The sequence below is a fragment of the Saccharothrix stipae genome (assembly GCF_054781895.1).
Map to the genome: position 1 here is coordinate 613,668 of NZ_BAAGTN010000002.1, position 24,482 is coordinate 638,149.

Below are 24,482 nucleotides of genomic sequence, written 5' to 3' on the forward strand. Positions count from 1 at the left end.
AGGAGAGAACCTGACATGAGACTGCGACACCGGGTGGCCGCACTGGCCGCCGCCGCGGCGGTGGTCGTCGGCGCGGCCCTGTGGGGCGCGGGCGTCGGCAGTGCCGCGACCGCGACGCTCACCCTGGTCTACAACTGCCCGTTCCCGCTGATCGGGGCGCAGGACATGAGCGTCGAGATCGTGGTTGCCGACCTGCCGGACGAGGCGGTGGTGGGCAGCCCGATCCCGGAGGCCCGCGTGACGGCCACCGCGACCGTGCCGGACCTGGCGACGCAGGGCCTCGTGCTCGTCGGCGCGGCGACCGTGGAGGGCACGGCGAAGGCCCAGACCCGGATCGACAACGCGGGTTTCGCGCTGGACATCGTGCCGAACCTGACCGTGGCGAAGACGCCGGTACCGCCGGCCGGTGCGTTCGACACCGTCGCCACGGGCAGCACCCCGCCCGTGAGCTTCCCCAACGCGGGGACCACGACGATCAGCATCGGCAACTTCGAGACCACCCTGACGCCGCGCAAGTCCGACGGCTCGGAGACCGGGCTGGGCACGTTCACCTCGGCGTGCACCCTCAAGCCGGGCCAGTCGACGCAGCTGTACCAGTTCACCGTGAAGCCGGACGCCACCACTACTACTACCACGACGACGACGACCGTCCCCACGACGACGACCACCACCACTACCAGCCCGACGACCACGACCGATCCCACAACCACCACAACGGACTCGACCACCACGACGACGACGACGTCCCCGACGACCACCACCACCAGTCCCACCACGACAACCACTCAGCCGACGACGACCACGTCCACCACGACCACAAGTCCCACCACCACAACGAGAACGACGACCACCACCACTCAGCCGACCACCACGACAACCACGCCGACGTCCACCACGACGACACCGACGTCCACAACCACGAGCGCTCCCACACGCACCACCACCACGAGCGCCAGTAGCACCACATCAACCACCAGCAGCAGCACGACGACCACGACAACCACGACGACCACCACCACCACGACACCGGCCGCGGTCCCCGTGACCTACCCGAACGACAGCGGCAAGCTGGCCGACACCGGCCCCTCGATCCAGGGTCCGCTCGTGCTGGGCGGCGCCCTTCTCGCCGTCGGCGCGGGCATCCTGCTCCACCTGCGCCGCACCCGCCGTCGCGCCTGACGGACTTCCGCGCCGGACAACGGGATCGGCCCCCTCCACAGGAAGAACTGCGGGAGGGGGCCGATCCACCGGCAAGGCGTCAGCCGGGCAGCGTCGGCAACTCGCTGATCTGCTCCGGCGTGGGCGGGGTGATGTCGACCGGCTTGCCCCAGTCGCGGTAGTTCGCCACGACCTGCACCGGCTCACCGCCCTCCACCGGCGTGCGCACCTCGGTCTTCACCGGCAGGTCCTGCTCGTCCACCCACAGCTTCAGCACCGACGCCTGCCCGTTCACCGTCACGTGCGCGGTGTACCGGACGGTCTGCCTGCCGGACACCGACTCCTCGGCCTTCTCCACGATCCGCGCGCCCTCGGGCAGCGCCTTGCGGATGTCGGCGGTGTCGCGGACGTGCACGGCGACGTCCGCCATGGCCCGCCCCAGCGCGTTGTCCGGGTCGTCCGGGTCGATCTTGAGCCACGGCTTGTCCGGTTGCGGCGCCTGGCCCTGCGGTATCCGCACGAAGATGCCATCGGGCACCATCACGTACGCCACCTCCTCGGCGTCGGCGATGGAGATGCGGCACGACGCGGCGAAGTCGTCGGTGCGCAACCCGCAGCTGCCCTTGCCGTTGGTCGCGAGGTCGAGGTCGACGGTGACCGAACCCCTGCCCTCGGCGGCCACCCGGTTGGCCTCGGCCAGCGCCTGCGGCGTGTCGAACGTCCTCATCGTGGACGACGGGCCGTCGGTGCACGCGGAAAGCGCGGCGGAAACCACGACAGCGAAACCCGCCGCGGCGACACGGTTCTTGCGCATGCTCCTCCTCGGACCGGAATGGGGGAATCGCCTTTCTTCCCGCACACTCTAGCCGGAAGTCGAAGCACCGCGGCCGTTCACTTCACGCCTGTTGCGAAAAACAAGAATTCGAATACCGCTTTTGTCAGCGACGTGACAATCACGGCGTTCTTCGCACCGACGAGAGCAGGTTGCGGGCCACGTCGCGCAGCTTGGTGTTGTGCTGCTGCGACTCGACCACCAGCATCCCGAACGCCTCGTCCGCGTCGACGCCGTGGGCGGCCATCAGCACACCCTTGGCCTGGTCGATCTCGGCGCGCGAGTCCAGCGCGCGCTGGAGGTGGTCGACCAGCCGACGGGACCGGTCGTACCGGCGGAAACCGGTGATCGCGGTGGACGCGGCGGTGACGAACAACCGGAGCAACGCCTCGTCGAACGGGTCGAACGCCCGCTCGTGCGAGCCGTAGAGGTTCAGCGAGCCCAGCACGTCGTCCTCGAGCATGATCGGCGCGGACAGGTACGCCAGCACACCCGCCTTCTCGGCGGCGGCGGCGAACCCGGGCCACCGCTCCCGGCCGTCCGCCACGGTGGCCCGCACCGGCCGACCGACCCGGGACGCCTCCAGGCACGGTCCGTCGCCGGCCGCGTACTGGTCGGCGTCGATCGAGACGACCTTGTCGTCGGTCCAGGCCACGGTGGCCGCACCCTCCTCGCCCACTACCGTGACGCTGACGTTCTCGGCGTCCGGGATGACCCGCGACGCCGACTCGGCCAGCTGCTGAAGGGCCTCTTTGAGGGTCTGGCCGTCGGCCAGCACGCCCGCAAGCTCTTCCAACGCCTCGCTGGCCTCGTCCAGGAGGACTGCGGGCACGTGCTCGTCAATGCTCACAGGCACTTGTTCTACACCTCGAACGCCATAATCGCCCCAACCAAAGGGGGTGGACGGGTGCGCGTGCTGCTCGTGGAGGACGACGACGGGGTCGCGGACGCCTTGGTCGAGGCACTGGAGGCCAACGACCACCGGCCGAGCCGGGTGGCCCGCGGCGCGGACGCGCTCCTGGTCCACCGCCGGTTCGACCTGCTGCTGCTCGACCTGGGCCTGCCCGACACCGACGGCCTGGAGGTGCTGCGCAAGATCCGCAAGGTGTCGCCGGTGCCCGTGCTGGTGCTCACCGCGCGGGGTGACGAGCGGTCGATCGTGCGCGGCCTGCGCCTCGGCGCCGACGACTACCTGGTGAAACCGGTCCGCCTCGGTGAGTTGCTGGCCCGGATGGACGCGGTCGTGCGGCGCAGCGCGGCGCTCACCGGGCCGAAGGACCGCACGGTGCGGGTCGGCGACGTGGAGATCGACCTGGAGGGTCGGCGCGTGGTGGTCGGCGCCGAGGAGGTCCTGTTGACCACCAAGGAGTTCGACGTGCTCGCCGCGTTGGCCGGCCGCGCGGGCACGGCGGTGAGCCGCCAGCAGCTCATGGACGAGGTGTGGGGCGACGCGTACCTGGCCGTGTCGCGGTCGTTGGACGTGCACCTGGCCGGGCTGCGGGCCAAGCTGGCCCGTCCCGGCCTGCTCACCACGATCCGGGGTTTCGGCTACCGGCTGGCCCTCGACCACGCCGAGAAGCCGGACGGTGCGTGAATGCGCCGCCGTCTGCTGCTGGTGCTGCTGCTGTTCTCGGCCGCCGCGGTGGCCGCGTTCGCCGTGCCGCTGCTGTCGTCCACGGCCGCCGAACGCACGCAGCGGTTCGTGCTGACCCGCACCGGCGACCTGGACCGGTTCGCGGCGCTCGCCCAGCAGGCCGAGACCACCGGTGACAGCGCCGCCCTGGTCGACGAGGTCACCGCGTACGTCGAGCTGTACGGCGACCCCGTGGTGGTGGTCGACGCGCGCCGGCAGCCGGTGGCCCAGGCCGGCCTGACCGCGGACGACCCCGCGTTGGCGCAGGTGCTGGACGCCGCGCTGCGCAACCAGCCGACGCCGGCCGTGCCGACGGTGAAGCCGTGGTCGTCGGGGCACGTGGTGTTCGCCCGGCCGGTCGGCACGGGCACCCGGGTGGCGGGCGCGGTGGTGCTGCGGGCGTCGGTGGACCGCGCGGCGGCGGACGTGACCGCGCGGTGGCTGCTGGTGCTCGGCGGCGCGCTGGCGGCGGCGGTCATCTCGATCCTGCTGGTGCTGGCCGTCACGCGGTGGCTGCTCAAGCCGCTGGCGGAGCTGGCGATCGGCGTCCGCGCGGTGGCCGCGGGGGAACGGCGGGCGCACGTGCCGGGCAGCAGCGGGCCGCCGGAGGTGCGGGAGCTGTCGGAGTCGTTCAACCGGATGTCCGACGCCGTGACCGAGGCCGCCGACCAGCAGCGGCGGCTGATCGCGGATGCCTCTCACCAGCTGCGCAACCCGATGGCGGCGCTGCGGCTGCGCATGGACACGTTGAGCGGCCAGGTCAAACCGGAGGGCGTGCGCGCGTACACGGCGGGCGTGGCCGAGATCGAGCGGCTGGAGTCGCTGCTGGACGGTCTGCTCGCGTTGGCGGCGGCGGAGAGCGTGGCCACCGAGGTCGCGGCGGGCGGGCGTGAGCCGGAGTTGGCCGACGTGGGCGCGGTGGCGGTGGACCGGGCCGGGTTCTGGCAGGTGCCGCTGCCCGTGACGCCCGCGTTGGCGGTGCTGGTGCGCTGCCCCGAGTCGGATCTCGCGCAGGTGTTGGACGTGCTGCTGGACAACGCGGTGAAGTACGGGGGCGCGGTGCGGGTGTCGCTGGGCGCGGACCGCGCGGCGGGCGTGGGGTGGGTGGAGGTGCACGACGACGGTCCGGGGTTGACCGGGGAGGAGTTGGCGTTGGCCACGTCGAGGTTCTGGCGCGGGAGGTCCGGGCGGCCCGGCACCGGCCTCGGCCTCGCGATCGCGGACCAGCTGGTCAAGGCGCGGCAGGGCGTGCTGGGCCTGTCGTCGGAGGACGGGTTCACCGCCCGCGTCACCCTGCCGCTGGAGCCGGCGCTGTGAACCGGCGGGTGTTCCTGCTCGGGCTGCTGGCCGCCGGGTGCACGACCGGTGCGCCGTCGGGTGAGCTCGCGATCGCCGCCGGTGAGCGCGGGGGCATGTACTTCGACTTCGCCACGCTGCTCGCCGGGCAGCTCGTGGACGTGCGTGCCAGGGCGCTGGAGACCGAGGGCAGCCTGGCGAACCTGGCGCTGCTGGCGTCCGGTGGGGCCCAGGTCGCGCTCACCCTGGCCGACTCCGCGCGCGTCGCCGATCCCGGGTTGGAGCTGCGCGCGCTGGGCCGGGTGTACGAGAACTACTTGCAGCTGGTGGTGCGTGAGGACGACCCGGCGCGGGAGCCGGCCGACCTGGCCGGGCGGACGGTGTCGCTGGGCGCGGAGGGCTCCGGGGCGTCGCTGTCGGGTGAGCGGATGCTCGTCGCGCTCGACCTGCGCGACTCCGTGCGGGTGGCGCACCTCAAGCTCGGTGACGCCACGCAGGCGTTGGCGGACCGGCGGATCGACGCGCTGCTGTGGTCGGGCGGCGTGCCGACGCCGATGTTGGCCCGGCTGCCCGGCATCCGCCTGCTGCCGTTGGCCGGCCTGCTGACGGACCTGCGTGCGGCGCACGGTTCGGTGTACGAGCAGGTGCCGGTGCCCGTGGGGGTCTACGGCGCGACCGGCGAGGTGCCCACGATCGGGGTGGCGAACCTGCTGGTGTGCCGGGCGTCGTTGGCCGACGAGGTGGCCGCCGCGATCACCCGCACCCTGATCTCCCGCGCCGCCGCCCTGGTCCCCGAACAGGCACTGGGCACCCAGTTCCTGGACGTCCGCAGCCTGATCGGCACCGCCGGCCTCCCCCTGCACCCCGGCGCCGCCACCACCTACCGCACCCTCCACGGCTAACCCCCCTCCCCTCCCCTCCCCTCGAGAGTCCTACGTTCAGAACGCGCGTGTCCTACGTTCAGAACGCGAGAGTCCTACGTTCGCGTACCCCGAGTTCAACGCTCAGAACAGTCGATCTTGTTCTGAGCGTTGAACTCGGGTGTTCCGAACGTAGGACACGCGTGACGTGAACGTAGGACTCGCGCGGGTTGGGGGTTGGACTCTCGAGGTCAGGAGTTGGCGGTGTAGGACTCGCGGAGCCAGTGCACGGTGTCGTCGTCGACGTCGTCGGCACTGCTGATGCCGATCCGCAGGGTGATGGTGTCGTTGCCCAGGGAGCCGGCCGGTTCCAGGCGACCCGACGGCTCGTGGCCGGTCAGGCGCAGGCCCAGGTCGACCCGCTCACGGGTGGTCGCCTTGACGATGGCGAACGTCCGGCGCGGCGACACCAGCGCCACGTACGCCTTGCGCGCCCGGACGTGCATCGGACCCAGCAACGCCGCCTCGGCCAGCAGCCGGTCGAGGATGGGCCGCAGCTCAGGCCGGTCGGCGTACTGGGCGTCCACCAGCTCGCCCGCCGACCCGCTCATGAACTCCGGGTAGCCGAACCGCTCCATCACCAACAGCATCTGCGGGTAGCCGGTGACGCCCTGCCCGCTCAGCCAAACCCGCAGGTCACGCTCGTTGTCGAGGCCGGACGAGAGCACCCGCCGATTCCACTCCGGCACGCCCTCGCCGGTGCCGCGGCGCAGCAGCGCCACGGACCAGTCGACCATCTCCCGCCAGTGCTCCGCCACCACCACGGGCGACATACTGCCGGTTCAGGGCAGACGTTGCCCGAAGAGCAGCGCACCCGCCACGGCGATCATCCCCAGCACGGTGCCCAGCACGACCCACGGCCGCGACGCGTCGGCCTGCTTCTTCTCGTAACCGATCTGCTCGCCCAGCGTGTCGTACACCCGGCGCAACTCCTCGGCGCTCGCCGCCTTGAAGAACTCGCCGCCCGACAGCTTCGCGATCTCCTTCATCGAGTCGTCGTCCACCGGCACGTCCTGCCGGTGCCCCTCGATCTCGACCACGCCCTCCTCGGTGCCGAACGAGATCGTGGAGATCGGCACGCCGGCCTTCTTCGCGTCCTCGGCCGCGTCGAACGCGTCACGGGTGCCGACGGTCTCCTTGCCGTCGGTCATCAGCACGACGCGCGCGGGCGGCGGACCGTCCGCGCCGCCGACGACCTTGCCGAACGAGTCGATCGCCGCCAGCGCCGCCACGATCGCGTCACCGGTCGCGGTCGACTGGGCCAGCTTGAGCCCGTCGATGCTCTGGGTGACCGCACCGCGGTCGGTGGTCGGCGCGACCAGCACGGTGGCCGAACCGGCGAACGAGATCAGCCCCAGGTTGATGCCCGGCGTGAGCCCGTCCGCGAACGACTTGGCGGCCACTTGCGCGGCCTCCAGCCGGGACGGCTGCACGTCGGTGGCCTTCATCGACAGCGACGTGTCGATCACCAGCATCACGGTGGCGCGGTTGCGCGGCACCTTCTGCTCGGCGGTCGGCCCGGCCAGCGCCACGGTCAGCACGATGAACGCGACCATCAGCAACGCCGCCGGCACGTGCTTGTACCAACCCTGCCGCTTGGGCGCGACCTTCTCCAGCATCGGCAGGTTGGCGAACCGCAGCGTCCGCTTGCGCAGCACGCGTTGCAGCACCACGTAGAACGCGGTCAGCCCCGCCACGGCGACCAGCAGCAGGAACCACCACGGCGCGGTGAACCCGGACAGGCTCATCAGGCGACCCCTCCCGACCAGCGGCGCTTGCGTGCGACGACGAACCGCACGGTGTCGGCGATCCAGTCCGAGTCGGTGCGCAGCACCAGGTGGCCGGCGCCCGCCCGGCGCAGGCCCGCGGCCACGTCGGCGCGGTGCTCGGCCGCCGCGGCGGCGAACTCGCGGCGCAGCAGCGGTGAGGCGACCACCTCGCGCTGCCTGCCCGACTCGGGGTCGGCCAGCACGACCGTGCCCACCTCGGGCAGGTCGATGTCACGGGGGTCGATCACCTCGATGGCCACCAGGTCGTGCCGGGCGGACAACGCGCGCAGCGGGCGCTGCCACTCCGTGCCGCCGAGGAAGTCCGAGATCACCACGACCAGGCCGCGCCGGCGTGGCGGGCGGCGCAGCTGCTCGACCACCTCCGCGAGCGAGCCGCGGGTGCCCTCGGGCGCGCGCGGCGTCTCGGCGACCTTGCGGATCAGACCGCGCGAGTGCGCCAGACCACCGCGCGCGGGCACCCGGACGAGGTCCTCGCCGGTCGAGACCAGCGCGCCGATCCGGTTGCCGCCGCCGCGGGTCAGGTGCGCCACCGCGGCGGTCGCGGCGACGACCAGGTCGCGCTTCTCGCACACGGCCGTGCCGAAGTCGAGGCTGGGCGAGAGGTCGATCGCGAGCCACGTCTCCAACTCGCGGTCGGCGACGGTCTCGCGGATGTGCGGCACGGTGGTGCGGGCGGTGACCGCCCAGTCCATCCGCCGCACGTCGTCACCGGGCTGGTAGGGCCGCGCCTCGCCGGGTTCGGAGCCGGGTCCGGGTACCAGGCCCAGGTGGTTGCCCTGGAGCAGGCCGTCGAGGCGGCGGCGGACCTCCAGTTCGAGCGTGCGCAGCGCGGCTTCCATCCGGCCGCCGTGCAGCGCCGGCGGCGCCCAGCTCGGCCGCTCGGGGGTCGCCGGGGTCGACTCGGTCACGGCCTGCCCGCGGGCTGCGGCGTCTGCGGACGCGCCGAGACCTGCGGCAACGGCACGGTCTGGAGCACCCGGGTGATGATGTGGTCCAGCGGGACGCCGTCGGCCAGCGCGTCGTAGGACAGCACCAGGCGGTGGCGCAGCACGTCCGGCACCACGTCCACGATGTCCTGCGGCAGCACGTAGTCCCGCCCGCGCACCAGCGCCAACGCGCGTGCGGCGGCGATGATGCCGAGGCTGGCGCGCGGCGACGCGCCGTAGGCGACCCACCCGGCGACGTCGGTGAGCTGGTGCTCCTTGGGTGCGCGGGTCGCGATGACCAGCCGCACCACGTAGTCCACCAGCGCGTGGTGCACGAAGACCCGGGAGGCCACGCCCTGCAGGCGGACCAGCTCGTCCGGGCCGAGCACCTGGCTGGGCACCGGCGGCTCGACGCCCATCCGGTAGACGATCTCCCGCTCCTCCTCGGCCGTCGGGTACTCGACCTGGATCTTGAACAGGAACCGGTCGCGCTGGGCCTCGGGCAGGGGGTAGACGCCCTCGTTCTCGATCGGGTTCTGGGTGGCCAGGACCAGGAACGGGTTGGGCATCGGGAACGTCTTGCCGCCGATGGACACGTGCCGCTCGGCCATCACCTCCAGCATCGCCGACTGCACCTTGGCGGGCGCGCGGTTGATCTCGTCGGCGAGGACGAAGTTGGCCACCACGGGGCCGAGCTCGACGTCGAAGGTCTCGCTGCCCTGGCGGTAGATGCGGGTGCCGAGGATGTCGGCGGGCACCAGGTCGGGGGTGAACTGGACGCGGGAGAACGAGCCGCCGACGACGCCCGCGAACGTCTCCACGGCCAGCGTCTTGGCCACGCCGGGCACGCCCTCCAGCAGCAGGTGGCCCTTGGCCAGCAGGCCGACGAGCATCCGCTCGACCAGCCGGTCCTGGCCGACGATCACCCGCTTGACCTCGAACACGGTCCGTTCGAGCAACTGGGCGTCACGAGCCGGCGTGTTGGGCGCCTGGGCGGCGGGCTCGGACAAAGGTCCTCCTCGACATGGTTGTACGACTACCGCCCAGTCTCCCTTGCCGACGGTGTGGCTCTTGTGAAGGGGGTCGACGCCGGAATCGGGCAGCGATGCAGCTCACGCCCATCCGGCCCGATCTTGGACCACCGTCACGGCGTCAGGTCGCGCGGTGTGTCGACGTCCCGCGCCTCACCCGGGAGAGCGACGACCGTCGCCGGGTCCAACGGGCCGAGGACCGACCGCATCGAGGCGTCGCGCGGGTCGGCGGGCAGGGCGCGGCGCAGGGCCGCGGTGCGCCACGCCCCGATGAGCCACTGCGACCGCCCCTCGTCGTCCACGAGCACCGCGCCGGTGTCGCCGACGGCCGCGAGCAGCCGGTCGACCGTGGACCGGGTGATCCCCGGCTGGTCGACCGCGAGCACCACCACCAGGTCGGCCTCGACGTGCGCGAGCCCGGCCGCCAGGCCCGCGACCGGACCGCCACCGGGAGGGTCCTCCCGCGCCCAGGTCACGCCGTGCACGTCGTCCTTGGCAGGTCCGACGACGACGGTCCGCCGTGCGGACGCGACCGCGTCCAGCACGTGGTCGAGCAGCGTGCGACCGCCCACCACCACCGACGCCTTGTCGACGCCGCCCAGCCTGCTGCCCCGACCACCCGCGAGCACCACCGCCGCCCAGGAGACCACCGGCCCACGGTAGCCGCGGGTCAAGCGGTCTCGCCCAGTGCGTCGTCGTCGGCGGTGAAGAGCATCCAGAGCAGCGCCGCCACCACCAGGGCGCTGGTCACGAACACCGGGAACACCAGGTCGAACGCGGTCGTGCCCTGCGGCGCGGGCAGCGTCGGATCGGTGCCGACCCGCACCGCCGCCATGCCGGTGTAGTGCATCCCGGTGACGGCCACGCCCATGATCAGCCCGGCCGCGACCATGGCCGGCTTCGTCCGCACCACCAGGGTGAACCAGAACGCGGCGGTCGCGGCGACCACCGCGATCAGGCACGACAGCGCGACCAGCGCCCCGTCGTAGGAGATCTCGCCCCGGAACCGCAGCGCGGACATGCCCAGGTAGTGCATGCCCGCCACGCCGAGCCCGGCCAGCGCGCCCGCGACGAGCAGCCGCATCCTGGTGAACCGGACGAGCGTGACCAGCGACAGCCCGAGCCCGACCACCCCGATCGCCACCACGGCGGACAGCACGGTCAGCGGCACGGAGTACTTGACCGCGGTGCCGGGGACGTCGAACCCGAGCATGGCGATGAAGTGCATGAGCCAGATGGCGACACCGCCGATGGCGAACGCGCCGAACACCGTCCAGCGCGCCTTGGCCGCACGGGACGGCTCGGCCTGGGCGCGGGCCATGCAGGCGAGGCCGATGAGCGAGCCGATGACGGAGACGACGTAGGCGAGCACGAGGGTGGAGAGGCCGTCGGAGAAGTGCTGCATCGAGTCGTGGTTCACGCCCCTTACTAACGCGGTGTGATCACATTCACCAGGTTGGCCCAGGTGAATTCATTGATTCGCAATGGAACTAGACTATTTATCTACCGTGAGTAATCATCGACTGGACTGAACAGCCCACACAACGCGCCGTGCGGGTGATTCGGGTGGCGGCACGAGTTCGGCCGACGTCAACCGCCCATGCGGCGGCCGGCCGACGTCAACCGCCCATGCGGCGGCCGGCCGACGTCAACCGCCCGTGCGGCGGCCGACCACGCGGTTGCGGCCCGCGTCCTTGGCCTCCAGCACCGCCACGCTGGCCTCCTCCACCGCGTCGGTGACCGACGCGCCGGGCGCCACCTCCACCGCGCCGATCGACACCGTCACCACACCGCCGGTGTTGCCGCGGTGCTCCAGGCCGAGTCGTTCCACGATCCGCCTGATCCGCTCGCCCAACGCCAGCGCGCCCTCCAGCCGCGCGCCCGGCAGCAGCACGGTGAACTCCTCGCCCCCGTACCGGTAGGCGCGATCACCCGCGCGGGTGGCGCGGTCGATGGCCTGGCCGACCGTGCGCAACGTCTCGTGCCCGGCCAGGTAGCGGTAGAGCGTGTTGTAGCTGTGGAAGCGGTCGATGTCGACCAGCAGCAGGCCGTACGGCTCGCCGACGCGGTTGAGGCGCGCGTGGTCGGCGTCGAACGTCGCCGGGTTCGGCAGGCCCGTCCGCTGGTCGATGGTCGCCGCCTCGGCCAGCGCCCGGTTCTCCGCGTGCAACTCCTCCAGCCGCTCGGCGAGCCGGTCGACCTGGTGCTTGCGGGCCAGCGCCCAGTCCTCCAGGTCCTGGTCGTAGACGGCGACGCCGACCGGGCCGAGCGTCTTCGCCCGGTACATCGCCAGGTCCGCCTGGTGCAACAGGTCCTCCGCGCCGTGACCGGGTCGGACGAACGTGATGCCCGCCGACACCGACACCCGGACCACGCCCTCGTCCAACGTCACCGGCGTGGCGATCACGGCCAGGATCTCGCGCGCCGCGGCGACCGCCTGCTCCTCGTCCAACTCGTCGAGCAGCACGACGAACTCGTCACCGCCGAGCCGGGCCGCCGTGCCGCGACCGGCCACGACCGCGGCCAGCCGGGACGCCACCAGGCGCAGCACGTGGTCGCCCGCGGCGTGCCCGTGGCAGTCGTTGACGTCCTTGAACTGGTCGAGGTCGAGGAACACCAGCACCGGGCCCGGCGCGCCGCGCACGGCCTGCTCCAGCCGGGGCAGGAACCCGGTGCGGTTCGCCAGGCCGGTCAACGCGTCGGCGTTGACGCGGCTGCCCAACTCGTCGGCCGTCTCCGCCCACCCGGTGACGTCCAGGGCCACCACGACCAGGCCACGCACGTCCGGGTCCGCGCTCAGGTCGCGGGCGACCAGGTCCACGCGCCGGTGCACGGATCCCTCCACCGGCACCGCGCACGTGCACCGCGACGCGCCCGTGCGGCCCGCCGCCTGGAGGAACGTGCCGACCGCCGCCGCGTCGCCCGTCGCCACCAGGTCGGGCAGCAGGCCGGACGCGCCGCCGAACAACCGCCGGGCCGCCGGGGACGCCCACCGGACGCCCAGGTCGCTCGGATCGACCACCAGCACGGCGGCGTCGGCCCGTTCGAGCACCGCCTGGTGGAAGCCGCCGCTCATCGCGACGCGCTGAGGAACCGCAGCAGGGCCCGGTCGAACTCGTCGGGCCGGTCGAGGTTCACCAGGTGACCCGCGCCCGCGACGACGACCTTCTCCGCGTGCGGCGCGGACTCCAGCACCAGGTCGGCCACCTCGTGGATGTCCGAGGAGTCGAGCTCGCCCACGACCACCAACGTCCGCGCGGCCAACTCGGCGACGCGGTCGACCGCGTGCAACTCCTCGGAGAGCACGGTGAACGCGCGGTTGCACACGGCGTGGACGGTCAGCCCGCGGCACAGTTCCCGCACCTGCGGGTCGACCTCGTCCGGTGCCCGGTGCGGACCGTCCACCCACATCCGCAGCAGGCACTCGGCGACCTCGTCCACCCCCGTGGCGGCCCGCATCCGCGCGATCTGGTCGAGGATGAACGGGTCCTCGATCTCCATCCCGCTGATGCCCGGCCCGGCCAGCACCAGACCCGCCACCCGGGCGGGGTGGGCCAGCGCGAAGTCGATCGCGGTGCGGGCGCCCAGCGACAGGCCGACCAGCGTCGCCCGTTCGACGCCCAGCCCGTCCAGCAGGTCCCGCAGGTCCTCGTGGTGCGCGAACGGACCGGTCGGCGGCGACGACTCGCCGTGGCCCCTCGCGTCGTACCTGATCACGGTGTGGTCTCGCGCCAACAGGGCGAACTGGCGGTCCCAGGTGACGCTGCCGAGCCCACCGGCGTGCAGCAGCACGACCGGTGGTCCTTCGCCACGTCTGTGGTAGGTCAATTCGCCGTCGTCGAGAATCAAGCGGCCGGCCGTCATGGTCCCCCCTGGACTTTGACTTCCTCCCTCAGACCACCGACGCTACCGAAAGTTCGCCGCGCATTCGGGTGATCAGGACCATTTCTCCGCATTTCCGGGGCGACCATTCCGAGATCGCTCCGAATTAGGGTTCATATCCACCCCGACCAACGGCCGACCAACTTCGGAAAGGCCAATTGAGACACGCCGAGGAAAACCGGTGGACCCCCTGACCGGCTCGGGCCTACCCTCCGGCCGTCCGACCCACGCGTCCACGAAGAGGTGCATTGCATGCCCGTCCGGGTCCCGGCCGCCCAGCGGCCGATCACGCCTGCCATTCCCCTGGACGTGAGGACAACCGGAAGTGGACATACCCCGTAGTTTCACCATCCGCGAAAGCAACCACCGCATCCACAACCCGCTCGACGACGCCAAGTTGGCCGTCCTCGGGGCGGCGCTGCGGCCCGCGCCGGGCGCCCGCGTGCTCGACCTGGCCTGCGGCTCGGGCGAGATGCTGTGCACCTGGGCCCGTGACCACGGGCTGTCCGGCACGGGTGTCGACCTCAGCGCGACGTTCCTGGCCTCCGCGCGGGCCCGGGCGGTCGAGCTCGGCGTGGCCGACCGGGTGGAGTTCGTGCACGGCGACGCGTCGGGTCACGTCGCGGACGAGCCGGTGGACATCGCCGCCTGCGTCGGCGCCGCGTGGATCGGCGGCGGCGTGCCCGGCACGGTGGAGTTGTTGCGGCGCAGCCTGCGCCCCGGCGGCCTGCTGCTGATCGGGCACCCGTTCTGGCGGCTCGACCCACCGGACCAGGCCGCCGTCGAGGGCAGCCACGCGGCCGACCGGGACGAGTACCTCCCGCTGCCCGACCTCCTCGCGCAGTTCGGCGCGCTGGGGTGCGACGTGGTGGAGATGGTGCTGGCGGACCAGGACAGCTGGGACCGCTACGTCGCGGCGCAGTGGCTCAACACCCGCCGCTGGCTGGACGAGAACCCGGAGGACGAGTTGGCGCCCGCGATGCGGGACGAGCTCGCCACCGGACCGGCCCGGTACGCGCGTTACCAGCGCGAGTACCTCGGTTGGGGCGTGTTCGCCTTGATGGACCGCTGACCGCGGTGAGCCGCTGACGCGGTGCGCGGGCCCCGGGGTCGCCGGGGTCCGCGCCATCATGGGGTCATGGGTGATCATCGACTGCGGGTCGAAGTGGTGTCCGGCCCGGGTGTCGCCGACCGGTTGCGCGAGCTGGACGTGAGCGGGTTGGTGACCGTGCTCGACCGACCGGGACCGGCCGCGCTGGTGGTGAGCGGGGTCGAGGACGGGCGTGCGGACGTCGTGCTGGACGGTCCGGGGCGACTCGACGCGGTGTGGTCCGACCGGATCGCGCCGTTCGCGCGTCGGTTCGCGGGCATCGACCCGCCGCCGCGCACACCGCCCGCGCTGGAGGACCACGACCCGGGGCTGCCCCTCGCCGCACGACGGCTGCTCGACCGGCTGCGCGCGCACCTCGCCGAGCCGTCCTGGTCGTACGACCACATCGGATCGACCGCCGTGCCGGGCTTGCGCGCCAAGCGCTTCATCGACCTCCAACTGGGCGTGACCGCGTTGCCTGACCGCGACTCCGCGTTCGACCGGGCGGTGGCCGCGCTGGGCTTCGTCGTCGCGACGGGCGCCCGGCCCGACTCGCCCGGCGTCGACCACGACTGGCGCACCGACCCGGCGGTGCCGGCGGCGGTGTACCGCAAGCGGCTCTACGTGCGGCCGGACCCGGTGGAGCCCGCGATCCTGCACGTGCGGCGGCTCGGCAGCCCGTGGCACGGGGCGACCGTCCACTTCCGCGACCGGCTGCGCGCCGACCCGGCCGTGCGCGAGGCGTACGAGGCCGCGAAACTCCGTGCGGCGCAAGCACATGCCGACGATGACGACTACGACGACTACACCCGCGCCAAATCGGACTTCTTCCGCTCGACCAGGTGAATCCGCTCAAGCCGTACGGACGGCATGCCGATGGGGCGGTGCTCGATCGAGCGTGATTCCCGGCGTGTGCAGGAGGAGTTCGGCATGGCTTTGCGCGACCGCGTCCGCGACGTCGTGGACGGCAGGCGCGTCCAGCGCGTGATCATCGCGGTGATCGTGGTCAACGCGATCACCCTCGGCTGCGAGACGTCCACGGCGCTGGTGTCGGCCTATGGAGACCTGTTCGCCGCGCTGGACGTCGCCGCCTTGACGATCTTCGTGGTGGAGCTGGCCGCGCGGCTGTACGCGCACCGCCTCCGGTTCTTCCGCGACCCGTGGAACTGCTTCGACTTCGTCGTCATCGGCGTCGCCCTGCTGCCCGCCGCCGGGCCGCTGTCGGTGGTCCGGGCGCTGCGCATCCTGCGCGCGCTGCGCCTGGTCGCGATGGTGCCGAGCATGCGCCGGGTGGTCTCGGCGTTGGTCCGGTCGATCCCGGGCCTGCTGTCGCTGTCCGGTCTGATGCTGCTGATGCTGTACGTGGGCAGCGTGGTCGCCATCAACCTGTTCCGCGCCGGCGGTGATCCCCGGTTCGAGGACCTCGGGTCGACCATCCTCACGCTGTTCCAGATCACCACCGGCGACGGCTGGTCGGACGTGATGCGCGACCTGATGGCCACCCAGCCGCTGGCCTGGATCTTCTTCCTGGTCTACCTGCTGGTCGGCACGTTCACCATGCTGAACCTCTTCATCGCGGTCGTGTGCAGCGCGATGGAGTCCGAGTCGACCACCGCCGCGAGCGCCGCGGACGACCGGGTGCTGGACGAGGTCAGGGCGTTGCGGGAGGAGGTCCGGGCGCTGCGCCTGGAACCGGTGGGCGATCGGCGTTAGCGGGGTTCAGAGCAGGCGCGTGACGTACGGCATGATCCCGCCGTACCGGACCGGGGCGACGCGCACGTGCGAGCCGGAGTACGGCGCCTCGACCATCATGCCGCCGCCGAGGTAGAGCGCGACGTGGGTGCCGCCGCCCGGTCCCCAGAACAGCATGTCGCCGCGGCGCGCCTGGGACAGCGGCACCTTGGGGCCGGCGTTGTACTGGTAGCCGCTGTAGTGCGGCAGGTAGATGCCGGCGCCCGCGAACGCGTACATCATCAGCCCGGAGCAGTCGAAGCCGACGCTGTAGTAGTCGCCGTGCGCGTCGCCGGCGCCGCCGTCCCGGATGCCGACGGTCGGACCGTGGTAGTTGCCGCCGCCCCACGAGTATCGCACGCCGAGTTGCTGCATGGCGCGGGCCACGACGGTCTCCACGCCCGCGCCGCTCGGCGCCGTCACGGGCTGCGGCCGCGGCGCCTGGGGCTTCGGCGCGGCGAGGGCGGCCTGGCGTGCGGCTTCCTCCTCCTCGCGGCGCTTGTCGTCCAGCCAGCGGTGGTACTGGGCGCGTTGGTCCTCCAGGCCCTCGACCGCGTGCAACGCCTGGTCGAGCTCGCCTTCGACGCGGGCCTTGTCGTCCTTGATGCCCTGCGCGGCGGCGGCCTGGCCCCGCTGCGCGGCCGCGGCGGCGGCCTGCGCCGCGTCGGCGTCCTTCCTCGCCTGGTCGGCCGCGGCCTGCTTGCGGTCGGCCAGGTCGAGCGCGGCGCGCGCGGCGGAGTCGGAGTTCGCCTTCTCGGCCCGGCGGCGCTCGACGTCGTCCAGCGCGTCGAGGCTCGACTCGCCGACGGCCTCCAGCAGCTGGGCGCGGGCCAGCAGGTCCTCGGGGCTGGACGCGCCGAAGTACGCCGAGACGGACCCGATGACGCTGCCCTGCTGGTAGCTCGCGGCGGCGAACTCGTCCAGCTGCACGCGGGCGTCCTCGACGGCGCGGCCGGCGGCGTCGGCCTCGACCCGTGCCGCGTCCGCGTCCCGGCGGGCGTCGTCGGCCTCGCCCTGGGCGGTCTCCAGGTCGACCCGCGCCTTGTTGGCCAGCTCCATCTTGAACGCGACGTCGTCGGTCAGCGCCTGGAGGCGGGCCTCGGCGTCGGTGAGCCGGCCGGTCAGCTCACCGACGTGGGCGGCCTTGGCGTCGGCCAGCTGCCGACCGGCGCTGATCTCGCCGTCGCCGGGGTTGGGCGGCGGTGGCGGCACGGCGAGCGCCGTGCCCGCCAGGCCCACCGCGCTGGTCAACGCGATCACGACCGAGATCACCCATCGAGTCACGACTCCCGCCTCCCCGCGCACTCGGCCGATCGGCGTTACGCCGAACGGCCCTACACGGGGACCGACTCTGCCACTCCAGCCACACCGTTTCCAATGGTCGCGGCGTGAACATCAGCCACACGGGTCACAGGAGGCACGGGAAACCACCACTCACTCGGGTGAGTGAATGACGGTCAGTTGACCTTGCGATCCAGGTCGGCCCAGTACGGCTCGCGCAGCTTGAACTTCTGCACCTTGCCGGTGGCGGTGCGCGGGATGGCGTCGCGGAACTCGACCGACGTCGGCGCCTTGTAGCCCGCGAGCCGGGCCTTGCAGTGCGCGATCAGCTCCGCTTCCGTCACCTGAGCGCCCTCGGCCAGCACCACCAGCGCCTTGATCGTCTCGCCCCACTTGTCGTGCGGCACGCCGATGACGGCCGCCTCGGCCACCGCGGGATGGCCGAACAGGGCGTCCTCCACCTCGATGGACGACACGTTCTCGCCGCCGGTGATGATCACGTCCTTCTTGCGGTCGGAGATCGTCAGGTGACCCTCGTCGTCCAGCACGCCGCCGTCGCCGGTGTGGAACCAGCCGCCCTCCAACGCCTCGGCGCTGGCCTCCGGGTTGTCCCAGTAGCCGGCCATGACGACGTTCCCCCGGGCCAGCACCTCGCCGGTCTCGGACACGCGCAGCCGCACGCCCAGCCCCGGCGCGCCCGCCCGCGACAGCTTCTTCGCCCGCTCGTCCGGCGGCAGCGCGTCGTCGGCCGGCCGGGTGCGGTTGAAGGTGAGCAGGGGTGAGGTCTCGGTCAGGCCGTAGAGCTGGAGGAACTCCCAGCCCAGCTCCTCGCCGACCCGGGCGATGGTGCGGCTGGGCGGCGGCGCGCCGGCGCAGATGATGCGGACCCGGTCGCGGCCGGGGATCTCGCCGTCCCAGGCCTGGGCGGCGTCGAGCACGGCGTTCCACACGGCGGGCGCGCCGCACATCAGCGTGACGCCGTGGTCGCGGACCCGGTCGAGGATCTCGGCGCCGTCGACCTTGCGCAGCACCACCTGCGGCACGCCGAGCCCGGCCAGGCCGTACGGCATGCCCCAGCCGTTGCAGTGGAACATCGGCAGCACGTGCATGTAGACGTCCCGTTCCCAGGCACGGGCGTGCATGGCGAACGTGACCGCGTTGATCCAGACGTTGCGGTGGGTCATCCGGACGCCCTTGGGCCGGGCGGTGGTGCCGGAGGTGTAGTTGATCGTGGCGGTGGCGTCCTCGTCCGGCTCGCTCCAGGGGCGTGGCTCGGTGTCGAAGCGCATGAGCTCGGACTCGGTCTGCTCGCCGAGCACGAAGCGGTGCCGGGCCGTGACGCCGTCCAGTTCCAGCTCGGGGTCCACCAGCAGCACGGACACGCCGCTGTGCTCGACGATGTAGGAGACCTCGTCGGGTCGCAGCCGGAAGTTGACCGGGACCGCGATGCGGCCGGTGCCGGGCACCGCGTGCAGCAGTTCGAGCAGCCGGGTCGAGTTGTGGCTGACCACGGCGACCCGTTCGCCCTCGCCGAGGCCGAGCGCGTCGAACCCGGCCTGCCAGGCGCGGACGCGGGTGGCGAACTGGCCGTAGGTGCTGGTCGGGACCGGTGCGGCGGGCTGGTCGGGCTCGTCGACGGCGGCCGTGGTGTCGGCGAAGACCTGCTCCGCCCGGTGGAGGAAATCGGCGACGGTCAGGGGTACGCGCATACGAGGTGACCTTATTTACCGACCCGCGCCCCGGCCAGCTCCCACCTCACCCGGTCGTCAGCACGAACCGGCGGTTCACCGGCTGCACGGGCCGGGGGTGGTCGGCGTGGGTGCGGATGAAGGCGCGCAGGGCCGGGTCCTCCACCTGGACCGGCTCGTTCATCACCACCCAGCTCACGATCTCGTCGAACTCACCGGTGGTCAGCGAGCCCTCGTAGCGGTGGAACCCGCCGCCCGGGAAGAGGGCGGGCAGGTCGATGCCGCTGGGCGGCTTGGCCTCCGACGGTCCCGGCTCGCCGAGGTCGACGAACACCGCGACCACGCACGCCCGCAGCACGTCGTCGGCCCGGAGGTGGACGGCGTGCATCTCCGCGCCGCGGGGCCGGCCGCGGACCCAGTGCTCGCTCGGCCGGTGGAAGTGGACGTTCTCCAGCCGGAACTCCAGGCCGCCCAGGGACACCACGTGCTCGCCCTTCGGGCGCAGGCGCCAGCCGTGGCCCTCGTCCTCGGCCCGGAACTGGTCGGCCCGCCAGCGCACGGCCAACTCGTCCGCCAGCCGGGGCACCACCACCGCGTCACGGAGGTTGATCGGCGACTGTTGATCTCCCATGTGATCACTGTCCCACCGCCCTGGGGTCACGGGAGAGTGATCGAGCGGCACGAACGGGTGGTCACCAGGTGCTGGGGTCGCCCCACGTGCGGATCGGGCCGGTCGCCACCACGGGCACCGCGACCAGCTCCGGCAGCGCCGACGCGGCCGGCTCGCGCACCACCGCCGCCGCCAGCGAGTCGTACGGCGTCGGGTCCAGGTTGCAGATCACCACCGACGCGCCCGCCCGCGCGGCCAGCGGCACGAGCTGGGCGGCGGGCTCGACCAGGAGCGACGTCCCGGCCACCAGCATCGCGTCGCAGTCCAGCACGGCCGTCCGCGCCACCCGCAGCACGTCGGGGTGCAGGGGCTCGCCGAACGCGACCGCGGCCGGCCGGAGGATCCCGCCGCACACGGCGCAGTCCGGCGGCGACTCGCCGTCCCGCACGCGCGCCAAGGCCTCGCTCATCGGACCGGAGGCGTCGCACGAGGCGCACACCACGCGCGACATCGACCCGTGCAGCTCCACCACCGTCGACCCGGCTCGCTGGTGCAGACCGTCGACGTTCTGCGTGAGCAACGACCGCACCCGTCCGGCCCGCTGCAGCCCCGCCAGCGCGCGGTGCGCGGCGTTCGGCTCGGCCGTCCACATGGGATCGTCGAGCCAGGATTCCCACGCCTCCCGCCGCACGCGCGCCGAGGTCAGGAACGACGACGCGTCGAACCGGAACCGCACCACACCCGACTCCAGGGACACCCCCGCGCCGGTGAGCACGGTGATGCGCCGTGCGAGGGCCATCACGTCCCGTGCACTCATGCCACCACCGTGCCACACGCCTGCGAGCATGTCGGGGTGCGCACAACACCTCGGCGGAGCCGACGATGAGACGACCGACGGCTGAGCCGACGATCAGGCGGTGGACGGGCGTGGTGCTCGGAGTTGTCGGTTTGGTCACAGCGGTGGTGGGCACCTTCCTGCCCTGGCTGCGTTCCGGGACGGTCACGAGGACCAGTTACGAGGTGCTCGCTCTGCGTGGTTTCGCCGGGTTGCACGGTGTGCCGGGTGAGATCGTGCGCGGTGTGTGGGTCGCACTCACCCCATTGGCCGTGTGCTGCCTGGTGCTTTGGTTGGCCCGTTTTCCCCGAATCGCGGGATGGCTCGCACTGATGTTTGGCACGATTGCGGGAACGGTGGCGGCACTTGCCGTCGTCCAAGGGGGCAACGAGGCGGCACTGGTCGGGATCAGCCTGACCGGACCGGTGGTGACCCTCGGTGGTGCCGTGCTGGGGGTCGCCGGGGCGATCACCGTGCTCACCGCGAAATCCCGCACAGCGATCAGCACTCCAGGAGGAGCACCGTGACGTACCCAGGTGGCGGCGGAGGCGAATGGCCACCGCAGAACAACCCGTACGGCCAGCCGCAGCAGGGGGGCTACCCGCAGCAGGGTCAGCAGGGCGGTTACCCGCAGCAGGGCCAGCAGCAGCAGGGCGGTTACCCGCAGCACGGGCAGCAGCACCCGGGCGGTTACCCGCAGCAGGGTCAGCAGGGCGGCTACCCGCAGACCGGTCCCCAGCCGCAGCAGGGCTACCCGCAGACCGGCCCGCAGGGCTTTCCGCAGCAACCGGGTTACCAGCAGGAGTTCGGCCAGCAGCCCTACGGCCAGGCGCCGTACGGCTTCGCGGGTGGTGAGCCGCCGCGCAAGAAGAAGCGCACCGGCCTGGTCGTCACCGCGGTCGTCGCCGTCCTCGCGCTCGCCGCGGGCACGGTCGCCACGGTGTGGGCGCTGCGCAGCTCCGACGAGGTGGCCGCCGGTTCGGAGAGCCCGTCCACCGCGGCGAACAACCTGCTCAGCGCGCTGGGCAGCGGTGACGTCCTCGGCATCATGAACGGCCTGGCGCCCGCCGAGGCCAAGCTCAGCAAGGACTACACCGAGGCCACGGTCAGCGAGGCCAAGCGGCTGGAGATCCTCAAGCCCGACGCGGACCCCAACAAGGTCACCGGTGTCCAGATCAAGAGCGAGGGCATCAAGTTCGACGACGCCGCCGCCGAGAAGGTCAACGACCACCTGACGATCAACAAGGTGGTCGAGGGCAAGATCACGATCACCTCGGACGTCAAGCAGATCCCGTTGACCGACAAGCTGGTCGACGCGCTCGGTGCGGAGCTGAAGCAGCAGGGTCCCGAGACCGAGACGCTGGACTTCGCCAAGGAGAAGGCCGACCGCGACGGCAAGCCGATCGGCATCGCCACCATCAAGGTCGGCGACGAGTGGTACCCGAGCCTCTTCTACACCATCGCGCACGCCGCGCTGGAGGACGAGGACCTCAAGTGGCCCGCCCAGGGCATCGCGCCCGCCGGCGCGGGCTCGGCGAACGATGCCGCCAAGCAGCTCGTGGAGAAGGCGCTCGCGGGTGACATCGAGGGCGTCATCGCGCTGCTGCCGCCGGACGAGATGGGCGTGCTGCAGGACGTCGGCCCGGTGCTGCTCGACCAGATCGGCCGCACGCCCGCCACGGGCGCGAAGCTGATCGAGCTGGAGACCGACGCCAAGGACGTCAAGGGCGGCTCGCTGGTCACCGTCCGCAAGCTGGTCGTCGAGGCCGAGGGCGAGCAGGTGGAGATCAGCCGGGACGGCGACTGCTACAGCGCCTCGGTCAAGGGCCAGTCGCAGCGGCTGTGCGCGGACGAGATCACGCAGCTGGTCGAGCAGCAGGGCGGCAGCGACATCCCGCCGGCCGCGGTCGACGTGATCGCCCGGGTCGGTGCGCAGGTGCTGAAGGACGGCATCGGCGTGGTCGCCACGGAGGTCGACGGCAAGTGGTACGTCAGCCCCTTCCGCACCTACAGCGAGCTGTTCCTGACGCTGATGCGCGGCCTGGAGCCGAAGGACATCGACGAACTGATCAAGGCGATCAAGTAGGTCCGACACCACCGCAAGCTCCGCAGGGGTCCTCGCCCAGGGGACCCCTGCTTTTATTTTGCCGGCGGGGACCGACAATTCCGGCCTTCGCGGCTCGTCACGAGGCACCGGTAAGCACCAGCAAGCACCGAGCACCAGCCGCAACGGGAAATGGCCGCGGCGGGGAATAGCTGCGGCGGGGTATCAGCCGGGGGCAGGGAACAACCCTGGGAGGGTCACTAGCCGCGGCGAGGGCCGATTGCGGTGCCGAGCCAGGTGGCGGCGGCCACGAACAGCACCGCCAGCACGGCCGAGACGGCCAACGCGGGCGTGATGCCGTCGTCGTGCGACAACGCCCAGAGCACGTTGCCGACCGGCGGGGTGCGGCCGAACAGGAGGAGGAGCACGACCAGCGCGGTCGCGGCGAGCACGGACCAGCCGGTCTGGGTGATCACCGGGCGGCTGCTCAGCACGCCGATGCCGACGCCGACCAGCGCGCACACCGCCAGCGCCGCGAAGCCCTGCGCCACCGTGCCGAGCGGGTACGGGCGGGGCTGGGTCACGACCGGCACCAGGGCGGCGATCAGGGCCACGCCCAACGCCGCGAGGGCCGACAGCACCGTCACCGCCGCCTGGGCACGTGCCCAGCCACCCGCGGTCACCACGGTGACGGTCCGGCGCACGGGGTCCTCGGCGGTCGCGATGACCACCGTCAGCCACGCCGACACTGGGTAGACCAGCACGCACGTCCCGGCGTACGCGGGCAGCGGCGGCCCGGCGTCGGAGGCGTAGAGCATCCCGAGCACGGCCACGTGCAGCAGCAACGGCGGCAGCCACCGCTGCGTCCGCAGCGCGTCCACCAGCAGGTACCGCACCAGCGCCGTCACGACCGCACGCTCCGCACGGAGCAGCCGAGCCGCAACGCCTCGGCCAGCACGCCGTCGCTGAACCCGGCCCGCACCTCCACCCGGGCGCCGTCGCCGACCTCGTGCGCCGCGAACACCCCCTCCAGCGAGCTGATCAGCGTGAACGCCTCCCCCACCCGGTCCAGCTCGATCACCACGCCACCGGGCCGGGCGGCGCCCAACGCGACCTCGCGCGCACCGGGCAGGTCGTGCCCGTGGTGGTCGGTCAGCACGACGGCGGCCCGCGACGACGTCACCAGCTCGCCCAGCACCGCGCCCGCGGCGGCGTCCAGCCCGGACCACGGTTCGTCGAGCACCAGCAGGTCGGTCGCGTGCAACGCCTGCGCCAGCGCGATCTTCTGCGCGTTGCCCTTCGACAGGGTGGCCACCGGCGCGGCCGGGTCGCCGACGAAACCCAGCGCCTCCACCAGGTCCCACCGCACCGGCACGCCGCGCACGGCGGCGAGGTGGCGCAGGTAGTCGCGCGCGGACAGCCGCACCCCGGTCGGGAACCGCTCCGGGGTGTACCCGACCGACGTGCCGCGGTCGACCCGGCCGGTCGTCGGCGTCGTCACGCCCGCCGCGATGCGCAGCAGGGTCGACTTGCCCGTGCCGTTGCCGCCCCGCAGCACGACCACCTCACCGGGCCGCACGGCGAGCGAGACGTCCCGCAGCACCCACGGACCCCGGCCGTACCGCTTGCCGATTCGATCAAGACGCACCACGGGTGTGATGATGCTCCGATCAAGGTAGGGCCGGGTTGAAGCGGAATACAGGACACGCGTACTGTTTGGGGTGAGAGGGCGCCG

At 72.3% G+C, this 24,482-nt stretch carries 25 protein-coding genes; 9 read left to right on the forward strand and 16 right to left on the reverse strand.

All coding sequences use genetic code 11. The features are described 5' to 3' along the window. The first annotated feature begins 15 nt into the window (after positions 1-15). Positions 16-1,179 carry a DUF6801 domain-containing protein gene (locus ACYVLT_RS05740; RefSeq protein WP_461119034.1) on the forward strand — a complete coding sequence of 388 codons (1,164 nt, stop codon included), beginning with the start codon at positions 16-18 and terminating at the stop codon, positions 1,177-1,179. Between the two features lie 79 nt (positions 1,180-1,258). Here the strand turns inward: ACYVLT_RS05740 and ACYVLT_RS05745 are convergent, their stop codons facing one another. Beyond that, entirely contained in the window at positions 1,259-1,972 is a 714-nt protein-coding gene (locus ACYVLT_RS05745) for a hypothetical protein (protein WP_461119035.1), read from the reverse strand. 139 nt (positions 1,973-2,111) lie between these two features. Then, positions 2,112-2,846, reverse strand: coding sequence for an ANTAR domain-containing response regulator (locus ACYVLT_RS05750; RefSeq protein WP_461119036.1), 735 nt, complete (start codon positions 2,844-2,846; stop codon positions 2,112-2,114). Between the two features lie 51 nt (positions 2,847-2,897). On the opposite strand from ACYVLT_RS05750, the gene ACYVLT_RS05755 reads away from it, so the two are divergent. Genes ACYVLT_RS05755 through ACYVLT_RS05765 form a run of 3 tightly spaced genes read left to right on the forward strand, consistent with a single transcriptional unit; the run spans position 2,898 to position 5,821 of the window. Continuing rightward, a complete protein-coding gene (locus tag ACYVLT_RS05755) occupies positions 2,898-3,584 on the forward strand; it encodes a response regulator transcription factor (RefSeq protein WP_461119037.1) in 687 nt (228 codons plus the stop codon). Continuing rightward, a complete protein-coding gene (locus ACYVLT_RS05760; RefSeq protein WP_461119038.1) occupies positions 3,585-4,940 on the forward strand; it encodes a sensor histidine kinase in 1,356 nt (451 codons plus the stop codon). It abuts the gene before it with no gap. After that, positions 4,937-5,821 (forward strand): TAXI family TRAP transporter solute-binding subunit, encoded by an 885-nt coding sequence (locus ACYVLT_RS05765; protein WP_461119039.1) that lies wholly within the window; start codon positions 4,937-4,939, stop codon positions 5,819-5,821. Before ACYVLT_RS05760 ends, ACYVLT_RS05765 begins: the two co-directional genes overlap by 4 nt. A gap of 209 nt (positions 5,822-6,030) precedes the next feature. Here the strand turns inward: ACYVLT_RS05765 and ACYVLT_RS05770 are convergent, their stop codons facing one another. The 8 genes from ACYVLT_RS05770 to ACYVLT_RS05805 all read right to left on the reverse strand — a co-directional run bounded on the left by ACYVLT_RS05770 (position 6,031) and on the right by ACYVLT_RS05805 (position 13,378). Beyond that, positions 6,031-6,603 (reverse strand): DUF5655 domain-containing protein, encoded by a 573-nt coding sequence (locus ACYVLT_RS05770; RefSeq protein WP_461119040.1) that lies wholly within the window; start codon positions 6,601-6,603, stop codon positions 6,031-6,033. An 18-nt stretch (positions 6,604-6,621) separates the two neighbouring features. Next, positions 6,622-7,587 (reverse strand): VWA domain-containing protein, encoded by a 966-nt coding sequence (locus ACYVLT_RS05775; RefSeq protein WP_461119041.1) that lies wholly within the window; start codon positions 7,585-7,587, stop codon positions 6,622-6,624. Further along, positions 7,587-8,468 carry a DUF58 domain-containing protein gene (locus ACYVLT_RS05780; protein WP_461119249.1) on the reverse strand — a complete coding sequence of 294 codons (882 nt, stop codon included), beginning with the start codon at positions 8,466-8,468 and terminating at the stop codon, positions 7,587-7,589. Before ACYVLT_RS05780 ends, ACYVLT_RS05775 begins: the two co-directional genes overlap by 1 nt. A gap of 65 nt (positions 8,469-8,533) precedes the next feature. Continuing rightward, on the reverse strand, positions 8,534-9,565 hold the full coding sequence (locus ACYVLT_RS05785; RefSeq protein ID WP_360465231.1) for an AAA family ATPase: 1,032 nt from the start codon (positions 9,563-9,565) through the stop codon (positions 8,534-8,536). Between the two features lie 134 nt (positions 9,566-9,699). Next, positions 9,700-10,236, reverse strand: a complete 537-nt coding sequence (gene mobA / locus ACYVLT_RS05790; RefSeq protein WP_461119042.1) for a molybdenum cofactor guanylyltransferase — start codon at positions 10,234-10,236, stop codon at positions 9,700-9,702. Positions 10,237-10,256: 20 nt separating this feature from the next. Then, entirely contained in the window at positions 10,257-11,006 is a 750-nt protein-coding gene (locus tag ACYVLT_RS05795) for an MHYT domain-containing protein (RefSeq protein WP_461119043.1), read from the reverse strand. Positions 11,007-11,234: 228 nt separating this feature from the next. After that, complete coding sequence (locus ACYVLT_RS05800; RefSeq protein ID WP_461119044.1) at positions 11,235-12,662, reverse strand: sensor domain-containing diguanylate cyclase; 1,428 nt, start codon at positions 12,660-12,662, stop codon at positions 11,235-11,237. Then, positions 12,659-13,378 carry an alpha/beta fold hydrolase gene (locus tag ACYVLT_RS05805; protein WP_461119045.1) on the reverse strand — a complete coding sequence of 240 codons (720 nt, stop codon included), beginning with the start codon at positions 13,376-13,378 and terminating at the stop codon, positions 12,659-12,661. Before ACYVLT_RS05805 ends, ACYVLT_RS05800 begins: the two co-directional genes overlap by 4 nt. Positions 13,379-13,793: 415 nt before the next feature. Here ACYVLT_RS05805 and ACYVLT_RS05810 point away from each other — a divergent pair, with 415 nt between their 5' ends. The 3 genes from ACYVLT_RS05810 to ACYVLT_RS05820 all read left to right on the forward strand — a co-directional run bounded on the left by ACYVLT_RS05810 (position 13,794) and on the right by ACYVLT_RS05820 (position 16,271). Then, positions 13,794-14,540, forward strand: a complete 747-nt coding sequence (locus tag ACYVLT_RS05810; RefSeq protein ID WP_461119046.1) for an SAM-dependent methyltransferase — start codon at positions 13,794-13,796, stop codon at positions 14,538-14,540. A gap of 66 nt (positions 14,541-14,606) precedes the next feature. Then, complete coding sequence (locus ACYVLT_RS05815; protein WP_461119047.1) at positions 14,607-15,404, forward strand: GrpB family protein; 798 nt, start codon at positions 14,607-14,609, stop codon at positions 15,402-15,404. 84 nt (positions 15,405-15,488) lie between these two features. Beyond that, positions 15,489-16,271, forward strand: coding sequence for an ion transporter (locus ACYVLT_RS05820; RefSeq protein ID WP_461119048.1), 783 nt, complete (start codon positions 15,489-15,491; stop codon positions 16,269-16,271). Between the two features lie 6 nt (positions 16,272-16,277). Here the strand turns inward: ACYVLT_RS05820 and ACYVLT_RS05825 are convergent, their stop codons facing one another. From ACYVLT_RS05825 to ACYVLT_RS05840, 4 genes are all read right to left on the reverse strand, one after another. Further along, the gene (locus tag ACYVLT_RS05825; protein ID WP_461119049.1) at positions 16,278-17,573 is read right to left on the reverse strand and encodes an NlpC/P60 family protein; all 1,296 of its coding nucleotides are present in this window, start codon (positions 17,571-17,573) and stop codon (positions 16,278-16,280) included. Between the two features lie 173 nt (positions 17,574-17,746). After that, entirely contained in the window at positions 17,747-19,279 is a 1,533-nt protein-coding gene (locus tag ACYVLT_RS05830; RefSeq protein WP_461119050.1) for an AMP-binding protein, read from the reverse strand. Positions 19,280-19,325: 46 nt separating this feature from the next. Beyond that, positions 19,326-19,940, reverse strand: coding sequence for a carbonic anhydrase family protein (locus ACYVLT_RS05835; protein WP_461119051.1), 615 nt, complete (start codon positions 19,938-19,940; stop codon positions 19,326-19,328). Between the two features lie 10 nt (positions 19,941-19,950). After that, the gene (locus tag ACYVLT_RS05840) at positions 19,951-20,685 is read right to left on the reverse strand and encodes an SIR2 family NAD-dependent protein deacylase (protein WP_461119052.1); all 735 of its coding nucleotides are present in this window, start codon (positions 20,683-20,685) and stop codon (positions 19,951-19,953) included. A gap of 110 nt (positions 20,686-20,795) precedes the next feature. Here ACYVLT_RS05840 and ACYVLT_RS05845 point away from each other — a divergent pair, with 110 nt between their 5' ends. Then, positions 20,796-21,230, forward strand: a complete 435-nt coding sequence (locus tag ACYVLT_RS05845) for a hypothetical protein (protein ID WP_461119053.1) — start codon at positions 20,796-20,798, stop codon at positions 21,228-21,230. After that, the gene (locus ACYVLT_RS05850; protein WP_461119054.1) at positions 21,227-22,789 is read left to right on the forward strand and encodes a flagellar basal body protein FliL; all 1,563 of its coding nucleotides are present in this window, start codon (positions 21,227-21,229) and stop codon (positions 22,787-22,789) included. Before ACYVLT_RS05845 ends, ACYVLT_RS05850 begins: the two co-directional genes overlap by 4 nt. Positions 22,790-23,007: 218 nt before the next feature. On the opposite strand, the gene ACYVLT_RS05855 is transcribed toward ACYVLT_RS05850, so the two are convergent. After that, entirely contained in the window at positions 23,008-23,655 is a 648-nt protein-coding gene (locus ACYVLT_RS05855) for a hypothetical protein (protein ID WP_461119055.1), read from the reverse strand. Beyond that, entirely contained in the window at positions 23,652-24,395 is a 744-nt protein-coding gene (locus ACYVLT_RS05860) for an ABC transporter ATP-binding protein (RefSeq protein WP_461119056.1), read from the reverse strand. Before ACYVLT_RS05860 ends, ACYVLT_RS05855 begins: the two co-directional genes overlap by 4 nt. Positions 24,396-24,482: the final 87 nt, after the last annotated feature.